The 23,419-nt window shown below is 58.2% G+C and carries 26 protein-coding genes and 5 pseudogenes; 15 read left to right on the top strand and 16 right to left on the bottom strand.

Annotation, left to right across the window (positions count from 1 at the left end; genetic code table 11):
- Positions 1-34 precede the first annotated feature (34 nt).
- Together CU103_RS32855 and CU103_RS21910 are read right to left on the bottom strand one after the other, a co-directional pair.
- A pseudogene (locus tag CU103_RS32855) lies at positions 35-284 on the bottom strand (GMC oxidoreductase); the annotation flags it as partial.
- A complete protein-coding gene (locus CU103_RS21910) occupies positions 285-1,184 on the bottom strand; it encodes a LysR family transcriptional regulator (protein ID WP_106666168.1) in 900 nt (299 codons plus the stop codon).
- A gap of 257 nt (positions 1,185-1,441) precedes the next feature.
- On the opposite strand from CU103_RS21910, the gene CU103_RS21905 reads away from it, so the two are divergent.
- A complete protein-coding gene (locus tag CU103_RS21905; RefSeq protein ID WP_106666167.1) occupies positions 1,442-2,323 on the top strand; it encodes an NmrA family NAD(P)-binding protein in 882 nt (293 codons plus the stop codon).
- 81 nt (positions 2,324-2,404) lie between these two features.
- Positions 2,405-2,708, top strand: a pseudogene (locus tag CU103_RS21900) (aldo/keto reductase); the annotation flags it as partial.
- A 108-nt stretch (positions 2,709-2,816) separates the two neighbouring features.
- On the opposite strand, the gene CU103_RS21895 reads toward CU103_RS21900, so the two are convergent.
- Positions 2,817-3,011 carry a Rossmann-fold NAD(P)-binding domain-containing protein gene (locus CU103_RS21895; RefSeq protein ID WP_210203819.1) on the bottom strand — a complete coding sequence of 65 codons (195 nt, stop codon included), beginning with the start codon at positions 3,009-3,011 and terminating at the stop codon, positions 2,817-2,819.
- A gap of 132 nt (positions 3,012-3,143) precedes the next feature.
- Here CU103_RS21895 and CU103_RS21890 point away from each other — a divergent pair, with 132 nt between their 5' ends.
- Complete coding sequence (locus CU103_RS21890; RefSeq protein WP_106666166.1) at positions 3,144-4,031, top strand: AraC family transcriptional regulator; 888 nt, start codon at positions 3,144-3,146, stop codon at positions 4,029-4,031.
- Between the two features lie 143 nt (positions 4,032-4,174).
- On the opposite strand, the gene CU103_RS21885 is transcribed toward CU103_RS21890, so the two are convergent.
- Together CU103_RS21885 and CU103_RS21880 are read right to left on the bottom strand one after the other, a co-directional pair.
- On the bottom strand, positions 4,175-5,782 hold the full coding sequence (locus tag CU103_RS21885; protein ID WP_106666165.1) for a GMC family oxidoreductase: 1,608 nt from the start codon (positions 5,780-5,782) through the stop codon (positions 4,175-4,177).
- Positions 5,783-5,973: 191 nt separating this feature from the next.
- Complete coding sequence (locus CU103_RS21880; RefSeq protein ID WP_106666164.1) at positions 5,974-6,771, bottom strand: alpha/beta fold hydrolase; 798 nt, start codon at positions 6,769-6,771, stop codon at positions 5,974-5,976.
- Between the two features lie 144 nt (positions 6,772-6,915).
- Between CU103_RS21880 and CU103_RS21875 the strand changes: the two genes are divergently transcribed.
- Positions 6,916-7,383 (top strand): MarR family winged helix-turn-helix transcriptional regulator, encoded by a 468-nt coding sequence (locus tag CU103_RS21875; protein ID WP_106666163.1) that lies wholly within the window; start codon positions 6,916-6,918, stop codon positions 7,381-7,383.
- 28 nt (positions 7,384-7,411) lie between these two features.
- Here the strand turns inward: CU103_RS21875 and CU103_RS21870 are convergent, their stop codons facing one another.
- Positions 7,412-8,191: an SDR family oxidoreductase gene (locus tag CU103_RS21870; RefSeq protein ID WP_106666162.1), complete on the bottom strand. Its 780-nt coding sequence runs from the start codon at positions 8,189-8,191 to the stop codon at positions 7,412-7,414.
- On the bottom strand, positions 8,188-8,517 hold the full coding sequence (locus tag CU103_RS21865) for a nuclear transport factor 2 family protein (protein ID WP_106666161.1): 330 nt from the start codon (positions 8,515-8,517) through the stop codon (positions 8,188-8,190). The genes CU103_RS21870 and CU103_RS21865 overlap by 4 nt, the downstream gene beginning before the upstream one ends.
- A 138-nt stretch (positions 8,518-8,655) precedes the next feature.
- Here CU103_RS21865 and CU103_RS21860 point away from each other — a divergent pair, with 138 nt between their 5' ends.
- From CU103_RS21860 to CU103_RS21835, 6 genes and pseudogenes are all read left to right on the top strand, one after another.
- Positions 8,656-9,567: a LysR family transcriptional regulator gene (locus CU103_RS21860; protein ID WP_106666160.1), complete on the top strand. Its 912-nt coding sequence runs from the start codon at positions 8,656-8,658 to the stop codon at positions 9,565-9,567.
- Between the two features lie 101 nt (positions 9,568-9,668).
- Positions 9,669-9,932 (top strand): annotated as a pseudogene (locus CU103_RS21855) (antibiotic biosynthesis monooxygenase family protein); the annotation flags it as partial.
- 98 nt (positions 9,933-10,030) lie between these two features.
- A complete protein-coding gene (locus CU103_RS21850) occupies positions 10,031-10,414 on the top strand; it encodes an anthrone oxygenase family protein (protein WP_210203818.1) in 384 nt (127 codons plus the stop codon).
- Positions 10,415-10,441: 27 nt separating this feature from the next.
- Entirely contained in the window at positions 10,442-10,681 is a 240-nt protein-coding gene (locus CU103_RS21845; protein WP_106666157.1) for a hypothetical protein, read from the top strand.
- A gap of 191 nt (positions 10,682-10,872) precedes the next feature.
- Positions 10,873-11,337: a hypothetical protein gene (locus CU103_RS21840; protein ID WP_106666156.1), complete on the top strand. Its 465-nt coding sequence runs from the start codon at positions 10,873-10,875 to the stop codon at positions 11,335-11,337.
- Between the two features lie 82 nt (positions 11,338-11,419).
- Entirely contained in the window at positions 11,420-11,755 is a 336-nt protein-coding gene (locus CU103_RS21835) for an ion channel (protein WP_342588910.1), read from the top strand.
- A 492-nt stretch (positions 11,756-12,247) separates the two neighbouring features.
- Here the strand turns inward: CU103_RS21835 and CU103_RS21830 are convergent, their stop codons facing one another.
- Positions 12,248-13,021, bottom strand: a complete 774-nt coding sequence (locus tag CU103_RS21830; RefSeq protein WP_106666155.1) for an SDR family oxidoreductase — start codon at positions 13,019-13,021, stop codon at positions 12,248-12,250.
- Between the two features lie 88 nt (positions 13,022-13,109).
- On the opposite strand from CU103_RS21830, the gene CU103_RS21825 reads away from it, so the two are divergent.
- Entirely contained in the window at positions 13,110-13,727 is a 618-nt protein-coding gene (locus CU103_RS21825; RefSeq protein WP_106666154.1) for a TetR/AcrR family transcriptional regulator, read from the top strand.
- A 336-nt stretch (positions 13,728-14,063) separates the two neighbouring features.
- Here the strand turns inward: CU103_RS21825 and CU103_RS32850 are convergent.
- Positions 14,064-14,177 (bottom strand): annotated as a pseudogene (locus CU103_RS32850) (DUF983 domain-containing protein); the annotation flags it as partial.
- Between the two features lie 200 nt (positions 14,178-14,377).
- Between CU103_RS32850 and CU103_RS31525 the strand changes: the two are divergent.
- Positions 14,378-14,554: a hypothetical protein gene (locus CU103_RS31525; protein WP_162707140.1), complete on the top strand. Its 177-nt coding sequence runs from the start codon at positions 14,378-14,380 to the stop codon at positions 14,552-14,554.
- 65 nt (positions 14,555-14,619) lie between these two features.
- Here CU103_RS31525 and CU103_RS21820 read toward each other — a convergent pair whose 3' ends face one another.
- The 3 genes from CU103_RS21820 to CU103_RS21810 all read right to left on the bottom strand — a co-directional run bounded on the left by CU103_RS21820 (position 14,620) and on the right by CU103_RS21810 (position 16,289).
- Positions 14,620-15,087: a MaoC family dehydratase gene (locus CU103_RS21820; RefSeq protein ID WP_106666153.1), complete on the bottom strand. Its 468-nt coding sequence runs from the start codon at positions 15,085-15,087 to the stop codon at positions 14,620-14,622.
- A 186-nt stretch (positions 15,088-15,273) separates the two neighbouring features.
- On the bottom strand, positions 15,274-16,053 hold the full coding sequence (locus tag CU103_RS21815; RefSeq protein ID WP_106666152.1) for a sulfite exporter TauE/SafE family protein: 780 nt from the start codon (positions 16,051-16,053) through the stop codon (positions 15,274-15,276).
- Positions 16,053-16,289, bottom strand: a complete 237-nt coding sequence (locus CU103_RS21810; protein ID WP_106666328.1) for a DUF1127 domain-containing protein — start codon at positions 16,287-16,289, stop codon at positions 16,053-16,055. Before CU103_RS21810 ends, CU103_RS21815 begins: the two co-directional genes overlap by 1 nt.
- A 180-nt stretch (positions 16,290-16,469) precedes the next feature.
- Here CU103_RS21810 and CU103_RS21805 point away from each other — a divergent pair, with 180 nt between their 5' ends.
- On the top strand, positions 16,470-17,813 hold the full coding sequence (locus CU103_RS21805; protein ID WP_106666151.1) for an aminotransferase-like domain-containing protein: 1,344 nt from the start codon (positions 16,470-16,472) through the stop codon (positions 17,811-17,813).
- 577 nt (positions 17,814-18,390) lie between these two features.
- Here the strand turns inward: CU103_RS21805 and CU103_RS21800 are convergent.
- The 3 genes from CU103_RS21800 to CU103_RS21790 form a co-directional block, all read right to left on the bottom strand.
- Complete coding sequence (locus CU103_RS21800; protein WP_106666150.1) at positions 18,391-18,774, bottom strand: hypothetical protein; 384 nt, start codon at positions 18,772-18,774, stop codon at positions 18,391-18,393.
- An 87-nt stretch (positions 18,775-18,861) separates the two neighbouring features.
- Positions 18,862-19,290: a MarR family winged helix-turn-helix transcriptional regulator gene (locus CU103_RS21795; protein WP_106666149.1), complete on the bottom strand. Its 429-nt coding sequence runs from the start codon at positions 19,288-19,290 to the stop codon at positions 18,862-18,864.
- A gap of 118 nt (positions 19,291-19,408) precedes the next feature.
- Positions 19,409-20,056, bottom strand: a complete 648-nt coding sequence (locus tag CU103_RS21790) for a TetR/AcrR family transcriptional regulator (RefSeq protein WP_106666148.1) — start codon at positions 20,054-20,056, stop codon at positions 19,409-19,411.
- Positions 20,057-20,189: 133 nt separating this feature from the next.
- Here CU103_RS21790 and CU103_RS21785 point away from each other — a divergent pair, with 133 nt between their 5' ends.
- Both CU103_RS21785 and CU103_RS21780 read left to right on the top strand, forming a co-directional pair.
- Positions 20,190-21,374: an HlyD family secretion protein gene (locus tag CU103_RS21785; protein WP_106666147.1), complete on the top strand. Its 1,185-nt coding sequence runs from the start codon at positions 20,190-20,192 to the stop codon at positions 21,372-21,374.
- A 22-nt stretch (positions 21,375-21,396) separates the two neighbouring features.
- Entirely contained in the window at positions 21,397-22,980 is a 1,584-nt protein-coding gene (locus CU103_RS21780) for a DHA2 family efflux MFS transporter permease subunit (protein WP_106666146.1), read from the top strand.
- Here the strand turns inward: CU103_RS21780 and CU103_RS21775 are convergent.
- Positions 22,977-23,419, bottom strand: a pseudogene (locus CU103_RS21775) (hypothetical protein); the annotation flags it as partial. The gene CU103_RS21780 and the pseudogene CU103_RS21775 sit on opposite strands and share 4 nt — an antisense overlap.

The raw sequence follows: 23,419 nt of genomic DNA, 5'->3' as shown, positions 1-23,419 counted from the left end.
TTGGTACCAGTCAAATTCCGTATGAAGCGAAGACCTAAAAAGGCGACAAGCCCTGTTGAGCCCGGATCATATCTGCAGCCCGTTCGCCGATGACAAGGGTGCCATTGTATTGCCCGTGGTAATACGCGGCATGATCGAAGAGTCTGCAATGCGAAGACCGTCGATGCCGTATACCTTAAGCTCGTTGTCGACCACCGACATGCTGTCGCGTCCCATTTTGCCTGTGCAGGATCGATGCCAAAGGTCACGGCCGAGCGCCGGATAAAGTCGATCAATGCCCTACGCTACGTCGCCGCAATTCGTTGAACAAAGTCCAGAAAAGCCCGCACCTTGGCAGGTGGCATGTGGCGTGACGGATGATAGGCGTAAAGCGGAAACTGCTCGCCGGACCATTCCGTCAAGATCGTCGTGAGCGTCCCGCTCTCAAGCCACTCGTCGAGACCGATGGCAAAGCTCTGGAATATGCCTTGCCCCGCGAGACACGCCGCGACGGCAGCGGAGGGATCGTCCATGACCAACCGCCCCGCTGCCTTGATCTCGATGGCACCGTTGTCCCCCTGGAATTCCCAGGTGAACGGTCGCCCGGTCTGCGGGTCGCGAAACAGGATGCAATCGTGGTGCATCAGGTCGTGGGGCGTCGCTGGAACTCCGTGGCGGGCAAGATAGCCTGGGGCGGCACAGGTCAGCACCGGTACGTCCAGCAGTTTGCGCGCGATCAGCGACGATTCGTCCGGCGGACCAAAACGCACAGCGACATCCGCGCCGCTCATCATCTCTTCGCGATAGTTGCTGGAGGTCAGATCGAGCGTCAGAGCGGGATAGCGCGCCAGAAATTCACCGATCCTCGGCGCCAGCACCATGCGCGCGAACCAGGGATCGATCGAAACCCTTAGCCGCCCGCCGACGAATGCCGCCGAACCGGCGGCTTCGGAGGCCGCCTCCTCCAGCCCGGCAAGCAACGGCATTATCTTTGCGTGGAAGCGGGCGCCTTCTTCCGTCAGCGTAACTTCGCGCGGATTGCGGTCGAACAATCTAACGCCGACGCGTTGTTCGAGCCGCGCTACCGCACGACTGACTCCCGATGGCGTGAGGCCGAGAACATCCGCGGCCCGCACGAAATTGCCCGCTTCCATCACCGCCCCGAAAACGCCGACCCCGGTCAGCAGCCGCGTGTCGAAACTCATGCCTTCTCTCCGTCGCAAGGTCGGTCTTTGCCGACCGTCTTATCATGATGATTTGAAGTCATCTTATCTTTGATTTTAATGCGCGTGAATCATCTTTCTGCGTCCCGTAGATACTTCCTCAGCGCCCGGATGGCGCCAGCGGCATGCCGGAACCGCGGAAGTCTCCGGCCTTGCAGAGCTCTACGGCACATTTGAGCGCCGCCTTTATGACGGCCTCGCCTGATCCATTCCCGACCCCCAACAACAGGAGACATATCATGTATGCGATTACAGGAATTACCGGCAAGGTCGGCGGCGCGCTGGCGAAAGCCCTGATCGAAGCCGGAGAACCGGTCCGTGCGGTGCTGCGCGATCCCGCCAAGGCGGAAATCTGGCGCAAGCGCGGTTGCGAGATCGCCTTTGCCGACATGGGCGACGCGACGCAGCTTGCCGCCGCGTTCAAGGGCGCCACCGGCGTCTTCATCCTGCCGCCGTCGGAGTTCGATCCGGCGCCTGGCTATCCGGAGGCGGCGAAGCAGAATGAAGTGCTGACGACCGCTCTCCTTGCTGCCCGCCCGGAAAGGGTTGTCTGCCTCTCCACCATCGGCGCCGATGCGGAAGTGGACAATCTGTTGAGCCAGCGGACGAAGCTGGAAGAAGCCCTCGGCGAGCTTGATCTTCCCGTCACCTTCCTGCGGCCCGGCTGGTTCATGGAGAATGCGGTCTGGGACGTGGCCTCAGCCCGCGACGAAGGCGTGCTGCACAGCTTCCTCCAGCCTGCCGACAAGACCTTCGCCATGGTGGCGACGCAGGATATCGGCCGGCTCGCCGCAGATCTGATCCGCGAGCAATGGATCGGCAAGCGCGTGGTGGAACTGGAAGGTCCTGCACGGGTCTCGCCCAATGATCTCGCCAATGCCTTCGCGTCGGTGCTCGGGCATCCAGTGCGGGTGGAGATCGTCCCGCGGGCCAACTGGGAGGGCCTGTTCCGTGCTCAGGGTTCGCGTAACCCGCAGCCGCGCATGCGTATGCTCGACGGCTTCAACGAAGGCTGGATCGACTTCAAGGCCGAGGGCGGAAACCGTGCCAGGGGGAAGACGCCACTTGAGCGGGTAATCGAAGCGCTGGTCCGGCAGGCGGCCGCGAGCAGGACCGCTTAAGCCCGCGAGAAAACGGGCGGCGGACGGCTTCTGCCTCCGCCGCCGCGTCCCCCGCAACTTGATAGGAACGATCATGGAACGATTGAAACTCACGGTGTCGCGATCCCCCGGCCAGGACTGGGGGACTTTCCGGATGCCGGGCGATGCCGCCCGACCGGTGGTCGAAAGCGGGCTTGAACTCGGCTCTCACCACATCGATACTGCCGCCATGTACGACAATGAAGCCGCCGTCGGCGCGGCGCTTGCGGCCTCCGGCATAAATCGCGCGGACCTCTTCGTCAGCACCAAGGTCTGGCACGACAAGCTTTCCCCCGATGCCCTGCGCCGGTCCTTCGACACGAGCCTCGGCAAGCTTCGCCTCGACCATATCAATCTCTTCCTCGTCCAGACGGCCGATGTCGCTCTTGGCCACAAGGCGCTCAATAACGTCGACCCTTGATGGGTTGTGGGACATTTGAATTTCCTTTCTTTGATGGGAAGTAGGCGTGTGCGGTCACCAGGGCTGGGTGCCATGGTGTCCGAAGAAGCCGCCCGTCGGGCCGTCGGGGCCGGTCGTTGCCAGCCGGATCGCACTGGCGGCACCCTCATCCGGGGTCTGGGCGCCATTATTGCCGTTGAGGTCGGTGGCCACGCTGCCGGGCTCGACTGCGTTGACCTTGATACCGCCGGTAACGATGACGATCTTCATTCTCTTGCTCCATGTCCGTGTTGACCTGAAGCTACGTCGGCGCCGCATCGGCTGCTCACCCATTCCTCTCTGAAGCTTGCCTATTTCTGCTTTTGGCTTGCACGAAAGTATGGCCTCTGACAGGATCGAAGCATGGAAAAGCAATTGCAGGAACTACGGGCGCTGGCCTCGGTCGCCGATAACCGGCGCACCGAGACGGGTATTCCGCGTGTGGCGATGGTTCAGGGTGAAATCCCAGAACACAAGCTTGCCGCCGTCTATGATCCGATGATCAACCTGATCCTGACTGGCTCGAAGACGATGACGGTGGGTGAGCGCACGTTCCATTATGACCCGGCCACCTATTTCGTCATGTCGGTGGATCTTCCCGCCGTTGGATCGGTCCATCCTTCAGCGACGGGCGAACCCTATCTCGCAGTGAGCCTGACGCTTGACCCTGTGATCGTTGCAGGACTGATCCGAGATTTGCCGGTCAATATGTCCAGCGAGCTGTTCGGGTCTGGGTTTTCCGTCGCTCCGGTCAACGAAGATTTTCTCGACGCCTGGGTCCGCATGCTGCGGCTGATGGAGCGGCCGAACGAAATCGCCGCACTCTCACCCGCCTATGAGCGGGAAATCCTGTTTCGGGTCCTACAGGGACCGCTCGGGTGGATGCTGCGCGACATCGCCTCGCCCGATACCGCACTCTCGCGCATCAGCATCGCGATCAACTGGATCCGTCAAAACTTTGCGGAGACGATCAGGGTCGAGGCGCTTGCCGAGATGGCAGCGCTCAGCGTTTCGGCGTTTCACCGTCACTTCAAGGCGGTCACGGCACTCAGCCCTTTGCAATATCAGAAACGGGTCCGACTTCTACATGCTCGATCGCTGCTGATCGCCGGTCAGGGTTCCGCGACTTCGATCGCTTATGGTGTGGGATACGAAAGCCCAAACCAGTTCAGTCGCGAATATGCACGACTGTTCGGATTGCCGCCATCAAGGGATCTGGCAAAGGCGATGCACGACGTGAGAGCAGCGTAGCTGCTGGGATCACCCTTATATCATTGGCTTTGAGCTCTCATTCCAATTTGAACGATCGCTTTGCCCATCGGCAAGCACTCGGCGGCCGACGCAGTCAGGCCGCCGAGTTTTCGATCGGTGATGCGAGATGGATTGAGCAAACCTTAGTAATTTCCTAGGAAATGCATCTTTCGGATCAAATCGGATGCCCTCTCTCCAATAACCACGCACGGCGCCATCGTGTTGCCGGTGGTAATCCGCGGCATGATCGAGGAGTCCGCGATGCGAAGGCCTTCGACGCCGTAGACCTTGAGCTCGTTGTCAACTACCGACATGGCGTCGCGTCCCATCTTGGCGGTACAGGATTGATGCCAATAGGTGACGGCCGAGCGTCGGATGAAATCGATCATGCCTGATCTGTCGCGCGGACCAGGCGCGGTTTCGCCCGTTACCAAAGGTCTGAAGCTATCACTGTTTCCGAGTTCGCGGCACAACTCGACTGCGGCCAACGCGGCGGCCGTGTCTTCCGGCTCACCCAGTGAATTCGGTTCGATCAGGATGGGATCATTTATATTGGGGCCAGAGAGCCTCAAACGGCCGCGGCTTTTCGGCTGGGCGAGACCATTGAACATTGTCCAGCCGTGCTCCGGTGTTTCGAGACCGGACTCAAGCGGCGACGGAACGGCGAACTCCAACTGGCACTGGAGGATATCAGGCTGGGACAGACGTGCGTCACTCTTCCAGTAGAGATTTGCCTCGCAGCCGCTCCCGCCGATGGCTTCCGGTTTTCGGTAGGCCCAGGTGCAGCCGAAGGCCAGATGATCCTGATGATTGCGACCAACGCCCGGCAGGTGTTGCACGACTGGAATGCCGTGGGAATGCAGTTCGTCTTCCGGGCCGATACCGGACTGCATAAGGACTTTTGGCGTGTTGATCGCTCCAAGCGACAACACCGTTTCGCAATGCGCCATGAACTGGCGTCGCCGACCATCGATCAGAGCTTCGACTCCTCTCACCCGCTTACCATCGAAGATGAGACGCGTAACCAGCGCCTCCGTTATCACCGTCAAATTTGGACGCGACAGCAGCGGACGAACGTATGATTCAAACACCGTTTCCCGCTTGCCCTCCCTGATACGCAGTTCAGCAATCGATGCGCCGCCAGCGGCCTCCATCATTTCGCCGTTTGTTGAACCGAAGACCGGAATGCCCATCGCTGACGCAGCGCTCAAAAGCGCTTGCGCCACTGGCTGCGGCGACGCAGGCTGCGATACATGGGCGGGCCCGCCGGTACCGCGACGAGATGGGTCCGGGACGCCTTGCCAATTTTCTATCCGGCGATAGTAGCCAAGGATCGCTTGATAGCCCCAGGCGTCATCCCGGGCCTCGGCCGCAAAGTGGTTCCAGTCTTCCTTATGTCCCCTGGCCCATACCATGACGTTGATGCTCGAACCGCCCCCAAGCCCTTTGCCCATGCTCAGAGGAAGTCGGCGGCCATCCAGGCCAGCCGCTGGCTGTCCGACAAAGCTCCAGTCCCGGTTCGATCCAAGATTGAGTGGCCATTGAGCAGGGTTCGATACGGTCTCGGATTCATCATCTCCGCCCGCTTCAATCAGCAGAACGGTCGCGTTTCCATCCTCCGCCAGCCGCGCTGCGACAACCGAGCCGCTAGAGCCGGCGCCGCAGACGATGAAGTCGTAGACGTCACCGACCGCGTCATGTGGGTGAAACGTGGTATCGGGTGCATTTTTATCATGGCTATGCCGTTTCACGTGAGATCCTCCGTGAATTGTTTCAGGTAAATTTGGTGGAGTCCTGGACGCTAAGACAAGGAAATGTTTACGGATCTCGGTCAGAGATCCGACGTCCTACCGTTATTTCGCATCGGGCCTGCCGATCTGTTTAACGGGTTCGTCTCGACGCCATCGGGAGGGTCTCGACCGTCCCGATGGCGCGAAGTCGATCATTGCTTTTTCGCCGACGCGGCCTTGGCAGCCTTATCAATGGTCTCGGCGATGACCGCCGGCTGCGTCATGAACAGGGCGTGGCTTGCCGACACCTTGGTGATCTTGGCCTTGATGCGCTCAGCCATGTGGATCAACATGGCCTGGTCGAAGGCCTTGTCTTCAGTAGCAATGACGGCCCAGCTGGGCTTGGTACGCCAAGCGGCATTTTCGAGCTTGGTGCCGAACGCCGACATGTTGATCGGAACCTGCGCGTCCCTCATGAAGGCAACATCGGCGTCGCTGACGTCATGTGCGAACCCCGCCTTGAACTTTTCCGGGCTGACATAGCCAAAACCATCCTTTGTGGTCTCAATTACGAATTCAGAAGCAGGCGCAAAGCCTTCGTATTGCTGAGCCGTCGTCTCGCCGGCATCGGGGGAGAGAGCGGAGACGTAGACGAGGCCCGCAACCTTCTCATCAATGCCAGCCTCCGTGATGACCGTGCCACCCCAGGAATGACCGACGAGAATGACCGGACCATCCTGATGCTCAAGCGCACGCTTGGTGGCGGCGACATCGTCTGCAAGCGACGTCAACGGGTTCTGGACGATGGTGACGCGATAACCGCGTTTCGTCAGGTTGTCGTAAACACCCTTCCAGCCGGAACCGTCAGCAAACGCGCCGTGAACCAGAACGACGTTTCTTACGGATTGATCTTTAAGAATAATGTCGGCGGCATCCGCCGCCGGTAGCGCAACCGACAGTGAGGCTGCAGCTGCGATTGCCGAAATGGTGGTGATGGACTTGCGTGTCATGGCCTTCTCCTCTTTTTAATTGCGATAATTGTTATCGCGATATCTATTAGATTTCACATCTTGATCTGCACGTCAACTTAATTCTTATCGCGATATTGGTTTTCGTGATAAGGCAAGTTATATGTGTGAGTACAGGAGTACAGAATGACCCAACGCCATAACGATCCCCCACCCCTGCGCGACCAACTGTGCTATGCGATCTACACCGCCGGCATCGCCGTTCAGCGGGCTTACAAGCCCCTTCTAGACGACCTTGGGCTGACATATCCGCAGTATCTCGTCCTGAACGTTCTCTGGGCGGAAGACGAACAAACCGTGGTTTCTATCGCCGACCGACTGGCTCTCGAGTCCAGCACGTTGACACCGCTTCTGAAACGCCTTGAAGCTGCTGGACACTTACGTCGAACACGCAACCCCAGCAACGAACGGCAGGTACTGGTTGGACTGACAGACCAGGGTCGTGCGTTGCAGCACCGGGCAGGCTGTCTCAGCGACACCTTGCTTGCAGCCTCGACCCAGACACCAGCGGAACTCGCTGCCTTGAACCGCGACGTGCGGCATCTTCGTGACGCGATCTACTCCCAGATCGGCGGGTGGGACGCACCCGCCTGACCTGGACGGCGGTAGATGGCCTAAATGCTCAAGCGGTCGGAACAGTCCCGCCGTCGATCACATGCTCCGTGCCGGTGATAGACGATGCCCGATCCGAGGCAAGGAATGCGATCAGGTCTGCGACCTCTTCCGGCGCGGCTGGTCGTCCGAGCGGTATGCCGCCGAGCGAATTCATGATGACCTGCACCGCGTCGTCGTAGCTGATACCGGCTTGCTCGGCTATGCGCAGGGCCAGGCCATTGGATCCCGGGCTTGCGATCCAGCCGGGAGAAACCCGCACCACCCGTACACCCTTCGGAGAAACTTCCTTGGAAAGGCTTTTGCTGTAGGTGTTGAGCGCCCCCTTGGCCGAAGCATAGGCGGTCGTCGCTTCTGGGAGCGGAAGGTTTCGCTGGATCGAGGTGACGTGGATGACGACACCGCTTCCCTGAGCGACCATGCCAGGGATCAGTGCACGATCCAGCCTGACCGCCGGAAAGAAGTTGAGGTTGAACTCCTTGTCCCACTCCTCGTCTGTGAGCGCAGCAAAGCCGCCAGAAGGTGCCGAAGAACCGCCCAGCACGTTCACAAGAATATCGAGGCCGCCGAGTTCCCGATGCACCGCATCGACGACGGTTTGAACCCCCGTCGGGCTGGTCAGATCGGCTTCAACGAATGCCGCACCGGAGAAATCCGCGGGCTTCTTACGAGCTGTGGTCAGTACGCTGGCGCCGAGCTCCTTGAACAGCGCCACGGTTGCAGCGCCGGCGCCCGAGGTCCCGCCGGTGATCAGGGCGCGACGGCCCTGCAAGGTTAGAAACTGTGTCATACGGTGATCTCCAGTTCGGCGACCTTGTCGTTCGCGAGGACGAAGAAGAAGCGCAGATCGATCGGGCTGCCCGGAAAGTCGCCGACGGCATGGGCCATTACCTGGGTTTTCCCGTTTTCGGTGGCAATGAAGAAGGGTTCCACCATGTAGCTGTATTGCTGAGCTTCATCAGCCATCCATGCGCGGATGGCATCCCGGCCCCGGTGCGTGAGGCCTTTATCTTTCACGATGCCGTTCTGGGTGAATGTGGAAGCGATCACATCCGGGCTGCCTGTCCGGTCGGCCTCGAAATAGTCTTCGATGCCTTTGGGTAGTTTGATCGTCATTCGTATCCTCCAATCATATTTCCAGCCTTTACCGGCTGTAACCTCGACTCTCTTCCGGCCGACAAGGTCAATCTAAGGCCGGATGATTGACATGATAACTGGGACAAAGCAGGATGAGGAATTTCGAAAAGAGGGACAATGGCGCGATCTGTTCTTACCGACCTGGATGCCGTTCTGAGCATTGCCCGGCTGGGCTCGTTCCGGGCCGCAGCGCTAGAGCTCGGCATGTCCACGACCGCACTGAGCAACGCCATTGCGAAGCTAGAGCAGCGCCTGGGCATTCGCTTGTTCAACCGTACAACGCGCAGCGTTTCGCTCACCGATGGGGGAACGACCTTTGTCGAGCGAATTGGACCGGCAATGACCGACATCCACGATGCCATGCTCGCGGCTCAATCGCTTCAGGATACTCCGACCGGCACATTGCGTATCAATGCATTTGCGTCAGCGGCTCGAGAGGTGATGGAGCCGCTCATCCTGTCGTTCATGCGGCGTTACCCCCAGGTTCATGTTGATCTGGTCACGGAGGGTAAACTCGTCGACATCGTCGCGGCCGGCTTTGATCTGGGCCTGAGGACGGTTGATCTGGTCCCGAACGACATGATTGCCCTGCCACTCGGTCTCGATCGCAGCAATGCCGTCGTCGCGTCGCCGAATTTCCTGCGCACTCACGGCAGGCCAACCGTCCCGGCCGACCTGTACCGATTTCGCTGCATCCGTGCGCGTCTGCCCAACAACGCCTTGTTTCGTTGGCGGTTCGAGAAGGACGGGAACGCCGTGCAGATCGATGTCCAAGGCTCTATCACGCTGGACGAGCCAAGCCTCGTCAGTATAGCGGCTCAGAATGGCGTTGGAATTGGATATGTCATGGAAGCGGATGTGCGCGATGAAATTGCGGCCGGTCGACTAGTGCGCGTTCTCGAGGATTGGACACCCTCTTTGGCCCCACTAGCGTTGTACTACCCGGGCAGAAAGAATCCTCCGGCTGCTTTCAGCGCGTTCATTGGGGCTGCCCGCGATTTTGCGAATGGATATTCGCCCGGTGCATAAATCAACGTCTTCTCGACATTGAAGATACGCACCCAACATACTTTGACGTCATCCGTCTTGCTGTGAAGAACAGTCCGGGAAACGACGGTTATCCAAGTATGGACGAGGAGAACTTCCTCAAAGCCTGGCAGGACGATGCCCACTTTATGAAGCAGCAACCCGGCTTCATCTCCACCCAGCTCCACCGTGCGGTTGGCGAAAGCCCCACCTATCTCAACTACGCCGTGTGGGACACAATGGCCGATTTCCGCGCTGCATTCTCGCATCCGGAGTTCAGGGCGAAACTCTCAGCCTATCCAACCTCGGCGGTTGCTTCTCCGCACCTTTTCCAAAAGGTCGCGGTACCGGGCATTTGTGTAGCATAGGCATGATCCCCGCAAGAAATCGTATTCATCAAAAGCGAAATCAACGAAAAAGGGAAAAATTCCGATGCGGCTCCTATTTTATATTCTCGGCATCTGCGATGTTCGCGGGCGTCATGCTTGCGATCGGCGTGACGCTGGGTGGCTACTGGAAGAGCCTTCCGGCCGCCGAATTCCTCAACTGGTTCGGCCAGAATGACCAGTTTATCGTACAGGTAATCCCTCTTGTCGTAGTTCCGACCCTCATCGGCCTGATCGGCTCTCTTTGGCTCAGTTGCAGCGACGGACGAGCGCGTCCACTCTGGATGGGAGCGACGGCCTGTGTTGCGGCCGTTCTGGTTCTCACCGTTGCTTGGTTCCTTCCAGCCAACGCGAAATTCGCCACCAAGTCGATTCCTTTGGATCAGGTGCCCGCACGGCTCGACACTTGGCTTATGGTTCACAACGTTCGCATTGCGCTCGCCATCGTTGCGTCAGCACTCTGAATTCTGGCAATCAGTCGATGAGAGGCCATGATCAATATCATCATCCGGTCGCCGACGTCGCCTGACTCATCGAGCGAATGCAAAGCTTCGTTGATCTTGGCGTGCCAAATGCCGATTGGCTGGAAGCGCATCAGTATCATCGGCATCGCGGCAAAAGGAAATCCAGTATTCGAGCCGCACGCGCGCATCCGGGATCAACTTTCGTTACCGGCCACACATTACACAATTCATAAGTTTCATATTGACTATATGGTCGATCTGACTTAAACGTGCAAATTGCAATAGAAGTGTCAGCCGTGGGCCGAAGCTCCCTCATCGTCAGTCCGACTACAGGTTAGCCTCTGTCGCTCGGCCTTAGGGCGTGGTCCGGGGCGATAACGCCGCTCGCCGAGCGCTTACATAATTATCGATTGCGCCGCCGCGTGCGGGGATCAACTCGTTTTGGCAGGAGAGACTCTATGGACCCCTACATCTCGGCTCTGACAGGTCTCGTCGGCGTGGCCATAGGCAGCTTGACCTCCTTCGCCGCCACCTGGCTGACACACAGATCCGAGTTGAACGAAAAGCATCGCGACGCCGAGGTTGCCAAGCGAGAGAAGCTCTTTTCAGATTTCATCGCCGAAGCGACTCGGCTTTTTGGAGATGCACTGAGCCATCAGAAGGACGACGTGTCCGACCTCGTACTCCTGTACGCACTGGTCGCCCAGATGCGTCTGATTTCATCTCGTCCGGTTGTGAATGCAGCCGAACTGACTATGGATCATATCATCGAAGCCTACCTTGCACCCAACCGCTCGCTGCACGAGATCGCTGACCTCGCGCGTTCCGGCGCGATGAACTTTCTTTTCGATTTCAGCGAGGCTTGCCGAATGGAGTTGGCGGCAAAGCGACCGTCTACGAGCCGGAAGAACGAGCCCTGTTGACCACTTCTATTCGGGGGCGTTCGCAAAGCAGTACTGGGATTGACGAGCACGTCGAAATAAGTCGGCTCCTAGAGGAAAATGGATGGCACTTACACAACTCCTTTTTGGCGGCATTGTTAGCCTTGGCAACATCGCCGTCCATGCAATCTTAATGACGCCCTTGGTGGCCACTGTGAACCGGGCGTTCAGATGGGAGCACAGGCATCCTCAGGTGTGGCTCACCGTCGTCATGATTGCTACCGTCTCTGTTCTCATGATCGCGCATGCCGTGGAAGTGACGCTATGGGCTGCAATCTATGCCCTTCTGGGCGTCGCTCCACCCGGAGCCGATATCCTCTACTTCGCGTTCGTCAACTACGCGACGCTCGGCTATGGCGACGTGGTGCCGGTCGAGAGCTGGCGCCTCCTGGGCCAATAACTTCAATGAACGGAGTGTTGCTTTTCGGCTGGTCAACCGCGGTTATTTTCGAGGTCCTGACGCGAGCTATGCAACAGCGTGATGAAACGAATGCAAGTAGCCTGCACATCGACTGACGCCCTATGCGAATGCCGCTCAAACGAGACGCTCAAGATTCGGCTCTAAGGTCTCGAAAGGATCTGAACCAAAGGCATGTCATGCAATCTCAAGCGAAACACTTTAGCAGTGGGCGGCACGTTTGAGGCAAGAGCGATCCAACACTAGAGGACGAGACCAGGCAGCGTCTGGTCGGGGAGTTGATGTCGGGGCGGCGAACCGTTCGGGATGCGAGGAATCATCCCGCCAGCTTGGACAGGCGCCCGAGTGAAGGCGAGATCGCGCTCAGAAAGCGCGTGGACTGATGGGGAACCGGACCTCAATCGGCACCACGTCAAGGATGCAGCCTCTGCCGTGGTTTGAATAGCTGCAAACATAGCGGAGTGTTGGGATCGATCAGATCCGGGCGCCACCCGTCGCATCAATCATCTGGCCCGTCGTCCAACGCGCATCGTTCGATGCGAGGAAGGCGATGACGTCGGCGACGTCCTCCGCCTTTCCGACACGTGAGAAGACCGAAAGGGCTTCAGCGCCGGCGCGCGCATCCGGCGATGCCAGCCACTCGGCATTCATATCCGTCTCCGTCACACCCGGCAGGACGGCATTGACCGTAATCCCGCGAGCTGCAAATTCAGGTGCCAGCGCCAGTGTTAATGTCTCAAGCGCCCCCTTGGAGGCCGCATAGGCGGGATGGGTCGGCGCCGCGATCCGCGTAAACCCGGTGGAGACATTGATGATGCGGCCGTTGTCACGAATGTGGTCGGCCACTGCCTGAATCAGGAAGAACGGCGCCTTGTAGTTGATCGTCATCACCTCGTCGAAAGCAGCTTCGCTCGTCTGCTTCAACGCCAGTGCGGGCGCAATGCCGGCATTGTTCACCAGGATATCGAGAGCGGACGAGCCCGTCGCGGTTCGCGCAGCTTCGCTGAACTGCGCCCAGAGGCTGTCGGCCGCGTCCTTGCCGTGTCTGAGATCGGCCTTCACACCGACGGCCTTGACACCAAGCGCCTCGATGTCGCGTACGGTGGCATTGGCAGCATCTGCATTGGCGGTGTAGTGCACGCCAATCAGCGCCGCACCCTCCTGCGCAAACGCTAGGGCAGCCGCGCGGCCGATGCCGCGTGAACTTCCGGTGATGAGAGCTATCTTGTTTGCTAGTCTTTGGGACATCGATCACTCCGTTGCTAAATTAAATAGTGACCCCTATGATAAGAGCAGGAGACCTTCTGTCAACTGTTTAATAGGGATCACTATTTTAATGACAGATCCAGTTCGCAAACGAGGCAGACCGCGCGTGCTCGATCGCGACATCGGCCTCGAGATAGCGGCACGCTTGTTCTGGGAGCGTGGCTACGAAGGAACCTCGACCGCCGACCTCACGAAAGCTATGGGGATCAATCCGCCAACTCTCTATTCGATGTTCGGCTCAAAGGAGGAATTGTACCGTCAGGCTCTCGACTTCAGCATTGCCCGTGAAAACAGTCGCCGGTTGGAAATCCTGCAATCCAACCTCCCGGTTTACGAAGCCCTGAGCCTCTACCTATACGATATCGCAGACGGTAACACCCAGCCGAACAAGCCGCGAGGTTGCATGGTCTCGACGGCCGTCCTGCAGCATGCGGAAGAGAATGCGTCCATCGCGCGGATGACGGCGGCATTGCGCGAGACGTCGATGCAGACTCTAAAAGCCCGCTTTGACCGTGCCGTCGAGGAAGGCGAATTGCCGGCGCAAACCGATACCGACACGCTCGCGCGCTTCTATGGTGCGATTATCCAGGGCATGTCCGCACAGGCGTGCGATGGCGCCTGCAATGCGCGGCTGAAGCGGCTGATCGATCTCGCACTCACGGCCTGGCCCGGGAAGCGTAGCACCTAACGGGGAGTCTGGCTCGAAGACACGTGAACTGCTCGTGCTGACCGCAAGCGTCGCAGAACTTTATCGGTGGTTCGCCCATCCTTGATGGGATCCGATCCGTCGACCCCTGCATTTTGGAACACGCAGTGCTCTGATTTTGCGTTGGATCCAACAAGCTCGCTTGCTCGGGCGCCACTCCTAGACTGGCGCCCGCATTCTCGCAATCCTGACTGGCAGTCAGCGGCCACAATCACCACGGCTGACGACCATCGTTATTCTATAACGGCGCACAATTGGCAATTGTGCAATTAGCGATACGCGGACGGAAGGCTTCCTCGGTCTCATCCTGAGTCGCATTTACGGCTCGGGTGTGTCTGCCGTATTGGGTGAGACGAGTCGGCCCTCCTCGGCCTTATAGAAGTACTGTGAAGCAATGTGCCAACCGTTGAGCGGTCGCAGGGGAGGCATACAGAAAATCGGGGCTTCCTCGATTTGTGTGGAGATCGGCCATTTTGATCGGCATCATCCGTGCTCTGAGAATTTCAGGGCCTGCTCTGCCATTCGCTGCGTCAATAGAGTGTCGCTGTTGGTATCCCCGTCCGCCGCACAAATGCCTCCAGTGACAAGCCACATGCCGATGATATGATTTGGACTTTAATTTAGGGCCTCGCATGGACCATATCCGCTTTTCCGAATGTCTCGCCTACCTGTTCTGGTCGCAGGAAACTCTTGCCGACATACTCGAATGCGACCGCTATCTCGGGCGGGCATGGGCGGAAGGCAGGCAGCCGGTTGCGTTCGGAGTTCCAGTGCGATCAAAGGCAGCCACGAGCACCGCACGCTCGTAATAAATTCCACCTTTATTGCTATGTCCCGTCTTTGGCTTGGCGGAAAGTCGGCATACCCGCACCGATCAGCCTGTGGCTCTACGTGGAACAACAAGTTTGGCTGTGAGCGTCTGGACGACTTCGCCACGCTGGTTGATGGTCCGGCTAACGATGACTGCAATACCGCGATCCGGCTTCGATCGGGATGGTGTGACTTCGATGACCTCGCTTTCCACGTGCAAAGTATCGCCTGGGCGTGTCGGTGCCGGCCAGTTTATTTCTCCTCCTGCCCCAATGATCCCGCCGGCCAGCGGCAGGCCGCCCTCCACATTCAGCCGCATGGTGATAGCGGCCGTGTGCCATCCGCTTGCTGCCAAACCTTTGAAGAGCGTACTCTTGGCTGCCTCCTCATCAGTATGAAACAATTGTGGATCGAATTGCGCGGCGAACGCCCTGATCTGTGTTTTATCGATTGTGTGAGTGGCGCTGACAAAGCGCTGCCCCACATGGAGATCGTCCAAATGGAGACGATCTGCCGGGATTTGATCACTCATGGTTCATCTCCTCCGTGTATTTAATGAGTGTCGACACCGCTGCCGGCAAGATCCGCCTCCTTAGTGGGGAGCGGGGCTATTGCCCCGAGCCAAGGGCCATAATAATCACGGCAAATGTATCACGTGCTCATGGAATGTGCTCTTGGCATTTGTCTGACCAACTCCTGCCCGGATCGTGCACTGTGCTCAAACAAGAAAGCCGGAAACGCCATCCCACAACAGTTTCAACGCAGTCAAAACCAACAATCCGTAGCAGGCGCGATAGATCTGACGCTGGTCCAGCCTCCCGTTAAGCCGCCACCCCAGCCAGACGCCGCTGGGGATGGCAAAGAAACAAATCGCCATCAATGCCCACACACCGGCAGTCGGCTTCACCAGCAACAGCCACGGCACCGCCTTGGTGGCGTTGCCTACGGTGAAAAACATACTCGTCGTTCCCGCGTAGATTTCCTTGCTGAGGCCGAGGGGCAACAGATACATCGCAAGCGGCGGCCCGCCCGAATGCGCCACCATCGTGGTCACTCCTGAGGTAAGACCCGCAGCAATCGCCTTCGGGGTCGAACGCGGACGGGTCATCACCTCCCCGCCCCTCAGAAACCAGAGGCCGACAAAGATCAGGGTGATCACGGCCATCACGATCGCGATGGCCCGGTGGTCGAGGAAGCGGAAAAGCCCATAGCCGAACCCGATGCCGACCACGAGTCCCGGCAGGAGCAGCATAAGGTCAGCCCTCGACCACGTCGAGGGCTTCCAGTAGCGCAGCGCGAACAGATCCATCGCGATGAACAGGGGTGCGAGCAGACCGCCCGCGGTGACCGGATCCATTACAATCGACAACAGGGGAATTCCGACAATAGCGAATCCGCCACCGAACGCTCCTCTCATGAAGCTGATCAGGAATACACCGGCAAACGCGACCAGGATCGTGGCAGCGGTCAGCTCCGGTACTACCGGGATGGCCATCATCACCGCCTCGCCCGGTTGCGGTTGGTCACGAAGCCGTAAGCCGCCGCTTCGATTTGAGCGCGCGTGATACCCATATCCCGAAGTGCTTCGTCGTCGAGTTCGCGCAGGCTTGTAATGGCAGCGCGACGGATGCAATAGCGAGCGATCCGCTGCCAACAAGCGTTGAATGTCCGAAGAAATACGCCGTGGGTCTTTGTTCCCGCCGGCTTCTCGATCGTTGAAAGAGTTGCAGACATTTCGACCTCCAGATGTTGCTCTGCGGAAATGCGACTCCGCCGGCTCCGGCGCTTGTTGAGCGCCGCCGCGTGCTCATTGACCGCAGACCTTGGCAATTCCCGGTGCAATCCGGTTTGACGTAGCCATTATGTTCCGATAGTGTACTCGGTGCAATTAAAACATTGTACTCGGAGCAATAAATGTCGAAGTCTGAATATTTAAAGCTTGCTGACACTATTGCCGAAGAAATTGCTGACGGCACTCTCAGGCCGGGCGACCGCCTGCCTCCACAGCGCAGCTTTGCCTATGAGCGCAAGATCGCCGTCTCGACGGCGAGCCGCGTCTACGCCGAGCTGTTGCGCCGTGGCCTTGCCGTCGGTGAAGTCGGGAGGGGTACCTTCATCTCCGGCGATGCCAGGCGCGGCGCGGCGGCACTATCTGAGCCACGCGCCATCCGGATCGACCTTGAGTTCAACTACCCGTTGCTTCCCAACCAGACCGCGATTATCGCAAAGAGCCTGAATGGCCTCGAGAAACCTGCCGCGCTTGAAATTGCGTTGAGACAGGCGACCAGTGTCGGAACACCGGCGAGCCGAAGCATTGCGGCCGCATACCTGTCGCAGGGCGCATGGTCCCCCACCCCTGAACAACTGGTATTCACCGGCAACGGGCGACAGAGCATTGCTGCAGCTCTCGCTGCAGTCGTTCCTACAGGGGGCCGTTGCGGTGTGGAGGCTCTGACATACCCCTTCATCAAGGGTATCGCCGCCAGGTTGGGTATTGCGCTGGTGCCAATGGCGATGGACGAAGACGGAGTACGACCAGACTCGGTAGAGAAGGCGCACCGTGAGGCCCATCTCTCGGCCATCTACATTCAGCCGGCGATCCAGAATCCGTTGGGCATGACGATGCCTGCGGCGCGTAGGGCCGATCTGCTGGGCGTTGCCGAAAGGCTTAGCCTTCCGATCATCGAGGACAATGTCTACGGTTTCCTCGATGATGAGCCGCCGCTTGCCGCACTCGCGCCGGACGCTTGCATTTTCATCGACAGTCTCTCCAAGAAGGTCGCCCCGGGTCTGACGCTCGGCTTTATCGTGCCTCCGCATCGATTGCGGGAAAGCGTGATCACTTCGGTCCGTTCCGGCGGGTGGACCGCATCAGGATTTGCGTTTGCGGCCGCGGAACGGATGATGAGCGACGGGACGATTGCCGAGCTGGCTCGGCTGAAACGTCTAGACGCACGCGCGCGTCAGAAACTGGCAATTGACCGTCTTTCAGGCTTCGAAATACAGACCAATGGAAAATGCTATCATCTGTGGCTGACGCTGCCAGCACACTGGCGCTCGCAGGCATTCGTCGCTGCCGCCGCGAGACGCGATATTGCGTTGACGCCGTCGACGACATTCGCCATCACGCCCGGCCATGCACCGAACGCCGTTCGGTTGGCGTTGGCTGCGCCGACAATCGATCAGCTCGACAGCGGGCTCCGTACACTCGTTGCCCTGCTGCACGGCCGGGAGGACGACTTCGATTCAACGGAATAAGCAAAGCGTCGATGACCGCCAAACAGGATCTGACAAGTTGCATAAAAAGGTCGAAAACTTTCCGCTAGGGATTTCGGACCGATGCCGCATTGGGATGCACCGCACGTTCGAGTTCTCGAGTCAGTCGAAGCTAGGGCCTCGTAAATTTCCTGGGGATGAGCGCGTAGGAGAGAATCGTGCATCCGGGCTGACTCTCTTGCGCTGGTTCGCCTTGTCTGCATTTGCAAATGGCGCGACCGTGTGGACCCTTCCCAGCATTTCGAGTGCTAACATTAAGCTGCACGTTGCATCCATAGTTTGTTGATGCATCATCCTAGTCAGATGTTATGGAAATTTAATCGGAAATGATTGATGCAATCAACAAACGAGCTCCGCCGCTTTAATTCGTTCGATGACTTAAAAACGGGCTGAGCGCTATTCAAAGAGCGGTCATACGATCGATATGCATAAAGTCGCCTGATAAATCACGGCGGCCGAGACAACAACCGCTACCCAACATGCATCGGTCTTGCGCCTGGACAAGGCGCAGATCCTCGGCGCGAATTGGGGGACAGCGCCGAGGATCGGATTTGTTGAGCTAGTTCAACAAGTTCGAGTTCTGCTCCACTTCGATCCGGTCCGCAACGCGGCGGATGAGCAACTTCGGCTGCCGCTCGCCTATCGTCACCGGAATCGATATCGACTGGGACTGGCCCGGCTGCAGCACCGCAGAAAATCTTACAACGGCGTGATTGCCTGACTCCGAGCTTTCCGGACTTTTTGTATCGACAGTCGTCACGACGTGCCAACCATCTGCCTGGCTGACCCAATAGGTTATGGCCGACGCATTGGGTCCGAGCGAGGTCACAACGCCCTGCCCTTCTTTCACATTGGGGAGCTGTTCACTGGCGTGAACCGGTGACGCAGTAGCAATCATGCCATAGAAGATGACACTACCTGCAGTTTTCAGAACTCTAATCATGGCTATGTTCCTTACGTTCTGTTTGTGATTGACAACTTAATGTGTATATACACATTAATCGGCGCTCGGTTTTGCTTAGCCAAAAGCTTACGTCCCGCGCGTCAATTCCAGAAAATCATGCCGCCATTGAGCGGCTCGTTCAGATCCGACCTGGGCCTCAAATGCCTGCTGCGCCTTCTGCCACAAGGGCAAGGCTTCCCGGACTTTGTTCTGCCCTTGTAAGGTCAGCGACAATACAAGTTTTCGCGTATCCTGCGATGCCCGCTCCGCCTTCAGCCAGCCATCTCTTTCCATCGGCTTGATGGCGCGCACAAGTGAAGTCCGCTCCATGACCAATGCCTCGGCAAGCTCGCTCATCGTCATACCCGGCGTCTCGCTGAGCAACACCAATATCGAGAACTGCGTGCTCGTAACGTGAGCTGTCCCGAGGTGTCGCTCATAGAGCCTGGTGATGTAGCGAGCCGCCTGCCTCGTAGCGAAGCTGTTGCACGCGACCATGAATGACGACTTGATCATTTCGTGAGTGTATGTGTGTGTACGCACTTTGTCAAGAGGTGGCGGCTATATTTTGTCAGGACAATCCGTTTTCATCGTATTTCCAAGGCAGAACAGTGCTTTGATCAAAGATAAGCGCCTAGACTGCACATCCCTTCAGGAAAAGATCCGCACACTTTTTCGCGCGAGCGCGGATTTCCTCACTTTGTGGCGCGGGTTTCTGGCGCAACATGGCCGCACGTTGCGGCTCCATGACCATCATTCCGCGCAGCATGCCGCTGGCAGCGTGCGGATCGTCGAGCGCAATGCGCCCCCGCTCGACTTGCTCGTGGAGCCAAGCCTCCATCACTGTGTTCGTTTTGACGATGGCCCGTTCGTAGAAAGATGCAGCAAGTTCCGGGAACCGGTCGGATTCGCCGATGACAAGCCGGATGATATTAATCGTGTCGTCCGAGAGTGTCAGCATGCCATAGGCGGTCAGCATGCGCTCGAGACCTGTTCGCAAATCTTCGTTCGCATGGGCATGGGGATTGATCGCCAAGAAGAAGCGGTCAATCCGATCGGATATCATGCAGGCAAACAAATCTGCCTTGGTGGGAAACAGCCGATACAAGGTTTTGGTTGACACACCGGCGTTCTGCGCAATGGCGCTAATGCTCGCGGCGGCGTACCCGCTCTCATGAAACTGCGCGTTGGCAGCTTCGATGATGAGACTTTTCGTATCATCGTCGCAACGAACTTGCGGTCGGCCCCGCGGGCGTTTCTCAATTTTGTGATTTACGACCATAGCGATTTTCCAAAATATTATTGACAACCCGTTTATAGAGCGTATTTTGGAAAACATCAAGTTTCTTAAATGGAGTTTTCATCAACCAAAGGCCGCAGCCCATGTGACGGCGACCGGAAATTCGGAGACCACAATGAGCAAGCTGCAAGCCTTCAACAACAACGTAGCTCAACCTGTCGAAGGTGTCCCAACTGCCGATGCGGGCAAACCCGTTCGTGTTCCAGAAGCGATCCATTCGCCCGCTGTGAGCGAAAAACCGGTCCGCAAGCGCGGCCGCAAATTACTACTTGGCACGGCCGCGATTATTCTGATCGCTGCAGGCGCCTATTACGGACACAATTACTGGACGGTCGGACGTTTTGAAGTCGAGACCGACGATGCCTACGTGAAGGCGGACAATAGCGCTGTCGCCCCGAAAATCTCGGGATATATCGCTGACGTCCTCGTCAAGGATAATGAAGCCGTAAAGGAAGGCCAGCCCCTCGCCCGCATCGACGATCGGGATTTCAAGGCGGCGCTCGAGCAGGCGAAGGGCGATGTCGCGGCCGCCGAGGCAACGATCGAAGCCAAGCAGGCGTCGCTCGCGATACAGCAATCCATTATCGCGGCGGCGCGCGCCACGGTTGACGTCGATCAAGCCAACGCGACATTTGCCGAACAGAATAACAAGCGTTATGCAACGCTTGCCACGAGCGGCTATGGCAACATCCAGAATGCCCAGCAGGCCGCTTCGCAAATCGCCGCCGCGAAGGCCACCGTCGTTCGCGATAGCGCTGCGCTAGACGCTGCGATGAAGCAGGTCGATCTTCTAAAAGCAGAGCTCGCACAGGCAAAAGCGGCTCTGGAGCATGATCTCGCCGTTCTACACCAGGCCGAACTGAACCTGTCCTATGCAACAATTATCGCCCCCGTCGATGGTGTCATCGGCAATCGCACGTTGCGTGTTGGCCAGTATGTGCAGGCTGGCACTCAGCTCATGTCCGTCGTGCCAACTGCTTCGGTCTACGTCATTGCCAACTACAAGGAAACGCAGCTTACCGATGTTCATGCCGGCCAGGCGGTCGATATCGAGGTGGATATGTTTCCAGGCCGCGCCTACCACGGCCATGTAGACAGCGTCGCTCCGGCGAGCGGTCAAGAGTTCGCACTGCTGCCGCCCGACAATGCCACCGGCAACTTCACCAAAGTCGTTCAACGCATTCCCGTGAAGATCGTCCTTGATGCCGACAGCGCTGCTGGCGGCGACCTGCGGCCAGGCATGTCCGTTCAACCAAGCATCGACACCAAGGCGGACGCTACCCAGCGTCAGAGCCATTGATCGCTGGCAGGAGGATCGTGTCATGTCTGCCATCACATTCGACGCCGCGGCCGTACCACAACCGCGCGCCAGCACAAAGGAATGGGTTGCTGTTCTCGCCGGCATGATCGGCGCGTTCATGGCGATCCTCAACATCCAGATCACCAATGCGTCGCTGCTCGACATCGAGGGCGGTATTGGCACAGGCGTCGACAACGGCGCCTGGATTTCCACGTCCTATCTGATCGGTGAGATCGTCGTCATCCCGCTCACCGCCTATTTCAGCAACGTGTTTTCGTTTCGCCGCTACATCCTTGTGAACACGATCCTGTTCCCGCTGTTCTCCATAGCCTGTGCCTTCGCGCATGATCTTGGTTCAATGATTGTCATGCGCGGCCTGCAGGGCTTTGCCGGCGGCGTGCTGATTCCGATGGCCTTCACCATGGTGTTGACGAAGCTGCCAAAATCGCAACAGCCGGTCGGCCTCGCCCTCTTCGCCCTCTCGGTCACCTTCGCTCCGGCGATTGGCCCGACGATCGGCGGCTATCTGACCGAGAATTACGGATGGCAGACCATCTTCTTTATCAATGCGATACCAAGCGCTGTCATGGCCATCGCGCTGGCCGCAACGCTGGACAAGACGCCGATGCAACTCCATCTGCTGAAAGAAGGCGATTGGGCCGGAATCTTTACCATGGCAGTCGGACTCTCGGCGCTTCAGACGGTGCTCGAAGAGGGCAATAAGGACGACTGGTTCTCGTCGCCTTTCATCCTGAAGCTCAGCGCCGTAGCCGTCGTGTTCCTCGCAACCTTCATCTGGATAGAGCTGACAGTCGAAAAGCCCCTGGTCAAACTCAGCCTGTTGAAGCAGCGCAATTTCGCCATTGGTGTGGTGGTCAACGTCCTCGTCGGTGTCGCGCTGTTCGGTACGGTCTATATCCTGCCGCAATACCTTGGGCAGGTGCAGCGTTACAATGCGGAGCAGATTGGCAATGTGCTCGCCTGGACCGGCCTGCCGCAATTGCTTCTGATCCCGCTTGTCCCGATGCTGATGAGGCGTTTCGACGCCCGTTACATAGGCTTCCTCGGAATCAGCATCTTTGCCGCCAGTTGTTTCATGAACGCCATGCTCTCACCGGACAATGCCGGCGATCAATTCTGGATTCCGAACATCGTTCGTGCAATCGGCCAGGCGCTGGTTCTGACACCGATCACGGCCATTACCACGGCAGGCATTGCCGCGGCCGACGCTGCCGCCGCATCGGGTTTGACGAACATGCTGCGCAATCTTGGCGGTGCCGTCGGAACGGCAACACTCGGAACAGTGCTGACCAAGCGTGAACAGTTCCACTCCAACATTATCGGGCAATCCGTCACCTTGGCGCGGGATGAAGTTCACCAGCGCCTCGACCGGCTGACCGGCTATTTCGTGGCCCATGGCGTTTCCGATCAGGCCCTCGCCGCCCAGCAAGCCGTGGTCGCCCTTGGTCGAGTTGTCAAGCGCCAGGCGCTGATCATGGGCTTCAGCGATACCTTTGCCGTCATTGGTGTCCTTCTCGCCCTTGCGGCTATCGCCCTTTTGTTCGCCGAAAAGCCGAAAGCGACGGGAGGGGCCGGCGCCCATTAACGTTGAACCGCCCCGCAACGGTCGTTCAGCAAGCTGGGTCGGTGGCTGCCCCAGTACGTCGCAGCGCATCGCAGCGTCACGGATCCGTCCGCGAGCATTTGCTTTGCCCAGACGCCGAATTCGTCCAAGATTTTCAACATGAGTTCCGCTTCCTGACTGCGGCCTGCGCGCGAGCTTTGTTGCACCTCGTCCTTGCGTGCAAGCAGCTTGCTAAGGCGCGCCTTGGGCGTCAGGAAGCGCTTTCCCAAAGTGTCTCCAAGCAACTTGACGGCGATAGCGTGGTCCTTCTGGTTTAATCCCGCTGCTGAAGGATGGCCTGCTGCCGGTTTCATAGACACTGAGTTAAGGTGTTCTGCGTGAAACCGGAGAGTATGAATGCAAAGACGAAAGTTCAGCCGCGAATACAAGCTTGAAGCGGTGAAGCTGGTGAAGGAGCGTG

The sequence above is a fragment of the Phyllobacterium sophorae genome (assembly GCF_003010965.1).
GTDB classification, from domain to species: Bacteria; Pseudomonadota; Alphaproteobacteria; order Rhizobiales; family Rhizobiaceae; genus Phyllobacterium; species Phyllobacterium sophorae.
This window is presented reverse-complemented; position numbering and strand designations above follow the sequence as displayed.

Coding starts and splice junctions, on each gene's coding strand:
- CU103_RS21910 (WP_106666168.1), bottom strand. CDS start 1,184: ATGAGTTTCGACACGCGGCTGCTGACCGGGGTCGGCGTTTTCGGGGCG.
- CU103_RS21905 (WP_106666167.1), top strand. CDS start 1,442: ATGTATGCGATTACAGGAATTACCGGCAAGGTCGGCGGCGCGCTGGCG.
- CU103_RS21895 (WP_210203819.1), bottom strand. CDS start 3,011: ATGAAGATCGTCATCGTTACCGGCGGTATCAAGGTCAACGCAGTCGAG.
- CU103_RS21890 (WP_106666166.1), top strand. CDS start 3,144: ATGGAAAAGCAATTGCAGGAACTACGGGCGCTGGCCTCGGTCGCCGAT.
- CU103_RS21880 (WP_106666164.1), bottom strand. CDS start 6,771: ATGACACGCAAGTCCATCACCACCATTTCGGCAATCGCAGCTGCAGCC.
- CU103_RS21875 (WP_106666163.1), top strand. CDS start 6,916: ATGACCCAACGCCATAACGATCCCCCACCCCTGCGCGACCAACTGTGC.
- CU103_RS21870 (WP_106666162.1), bottom strand. CDS start 8,191: ATGACACAGTTTCTAACCTTGCAGGGCCGTCGCGCCCTGATCACCGGC.
- CU103_RS21865 (WP_106666161.1), bottom strand. CDS start 8,517: ATGACGATCAAACTACCCAAAGGCATCGAAGACTATTTCGAGGCCGAC.
- CU103_RS21860 (WP_106666160.1), top strand. CDS start 8,656: ATGGCGCGATCTGTTCTTACCGACCTGGATGCCGTTCTGAGCATTGCC.
- CU103_RS21850 (WP_210203818.1), top strand. CDS start 10,031: ATGTTCGCGGGCGTCATGCTTGCGATCGGCGTGACGCTGGGTGGCTAC.
- CU103_RS21845 (WP_106666157.1), top strand. CDS start 10,442: ATGATCAATATCATCATCCGGTCGCCGACGTCGCCTGACTCATCGAGC.
- CU103_RS21840 (WP_106666156.1), top strand. CDS start 10,873: ATGGACCCCTACATCTCGGCTCTGACAGGTCTCGTCGGCGTGGCCATA.
- CU103_RS21835 (WP_342588910.1), top strand. CDS start 11,420: ATGGCACTTACACAACTCCTTTTTGGCGGCATTGTTAGCCTTGGCAAC.
- CU103_RS21830 (WP_106666155.1), bottom strand. CDS start 13,021: ATGTCCCAAAGACTAGCAAACAAGATAGCTCTCATCACCGGAAGTTCA.
- CU103_RS21825 (WP_106666154.1), top strand. CDS start 13,110: ATGACAGATCCAGTTCGCAAACGAGGCAGACCGCGCGTGCTCGATCGC.
- CU103_RS31525 (WP_162707140.1), top strand. CDS start 14,378: ATGGACCATATCCGCTTTTCCGAATGTCTCGCCTACCTGTTCTGGTCG.
- CU103_RS21820 (WP_106666153.1), bottom strand. CDS start 15,087: ATGAGTGATCAAATCCCGGCAGATCGTCTCCATTTGGACGATCTCCAT.
- CU103_RS21815 (WP_106666152.1), bottom strand. CDS start 16,053: ATGATGGCCATCCCGGTAGTACCGGAGCTGACCGCTGCCACGATCCTG.
- CU103_RS21810 (WP_106666328.1), bottom strand. CDS start 16,289: ATGTCTGCAACTCTTTCAACGATCGAGAAGCCGGCGGGAACAAAGACC.
- CU103_RS21805 (WP_106666151.1), top strand. CDS start 16,470: ATGTCGAAGTCTGAATATTTAAAGCTTGCTGACACTATTGCCGAAGAA.
- CU103_RS21800 (WP_106666150.1), bottom strand. CDS start 18,774: ATGATTAGAGTTCTGAAAACTGCAGGTAGTGTCATCTTCTATGGCATG.
- CU103_RS21795 (WP_106666149.1), bottom strand. CDS start 19,290: ATGATCAAGTCGTCATTCATGGTCGCGTGCAACAGCTTCGCTACGAGG.
- CU103_RS21790 (WP_106666148.1), bottom strand. CDS start 20,056: ATGGTCGTAAATCACAAAATTGAGAAACGCCCGCGGGGCCGACCGCAA.
- CU103_RS21785 (WP_106666147.1), top strand. CDS start 20,190: ATGAGCAAGCTGCAAGCCTTCAACAACAACGTAGCTCAACCTGTCGAA.
- CU103_RS21780 (WP_106666146.1), top strand. CDS start 21,397: ATGTCTGCCATCACATTCGACGCCGCGGCCGTACCACAACCGCGCGCC.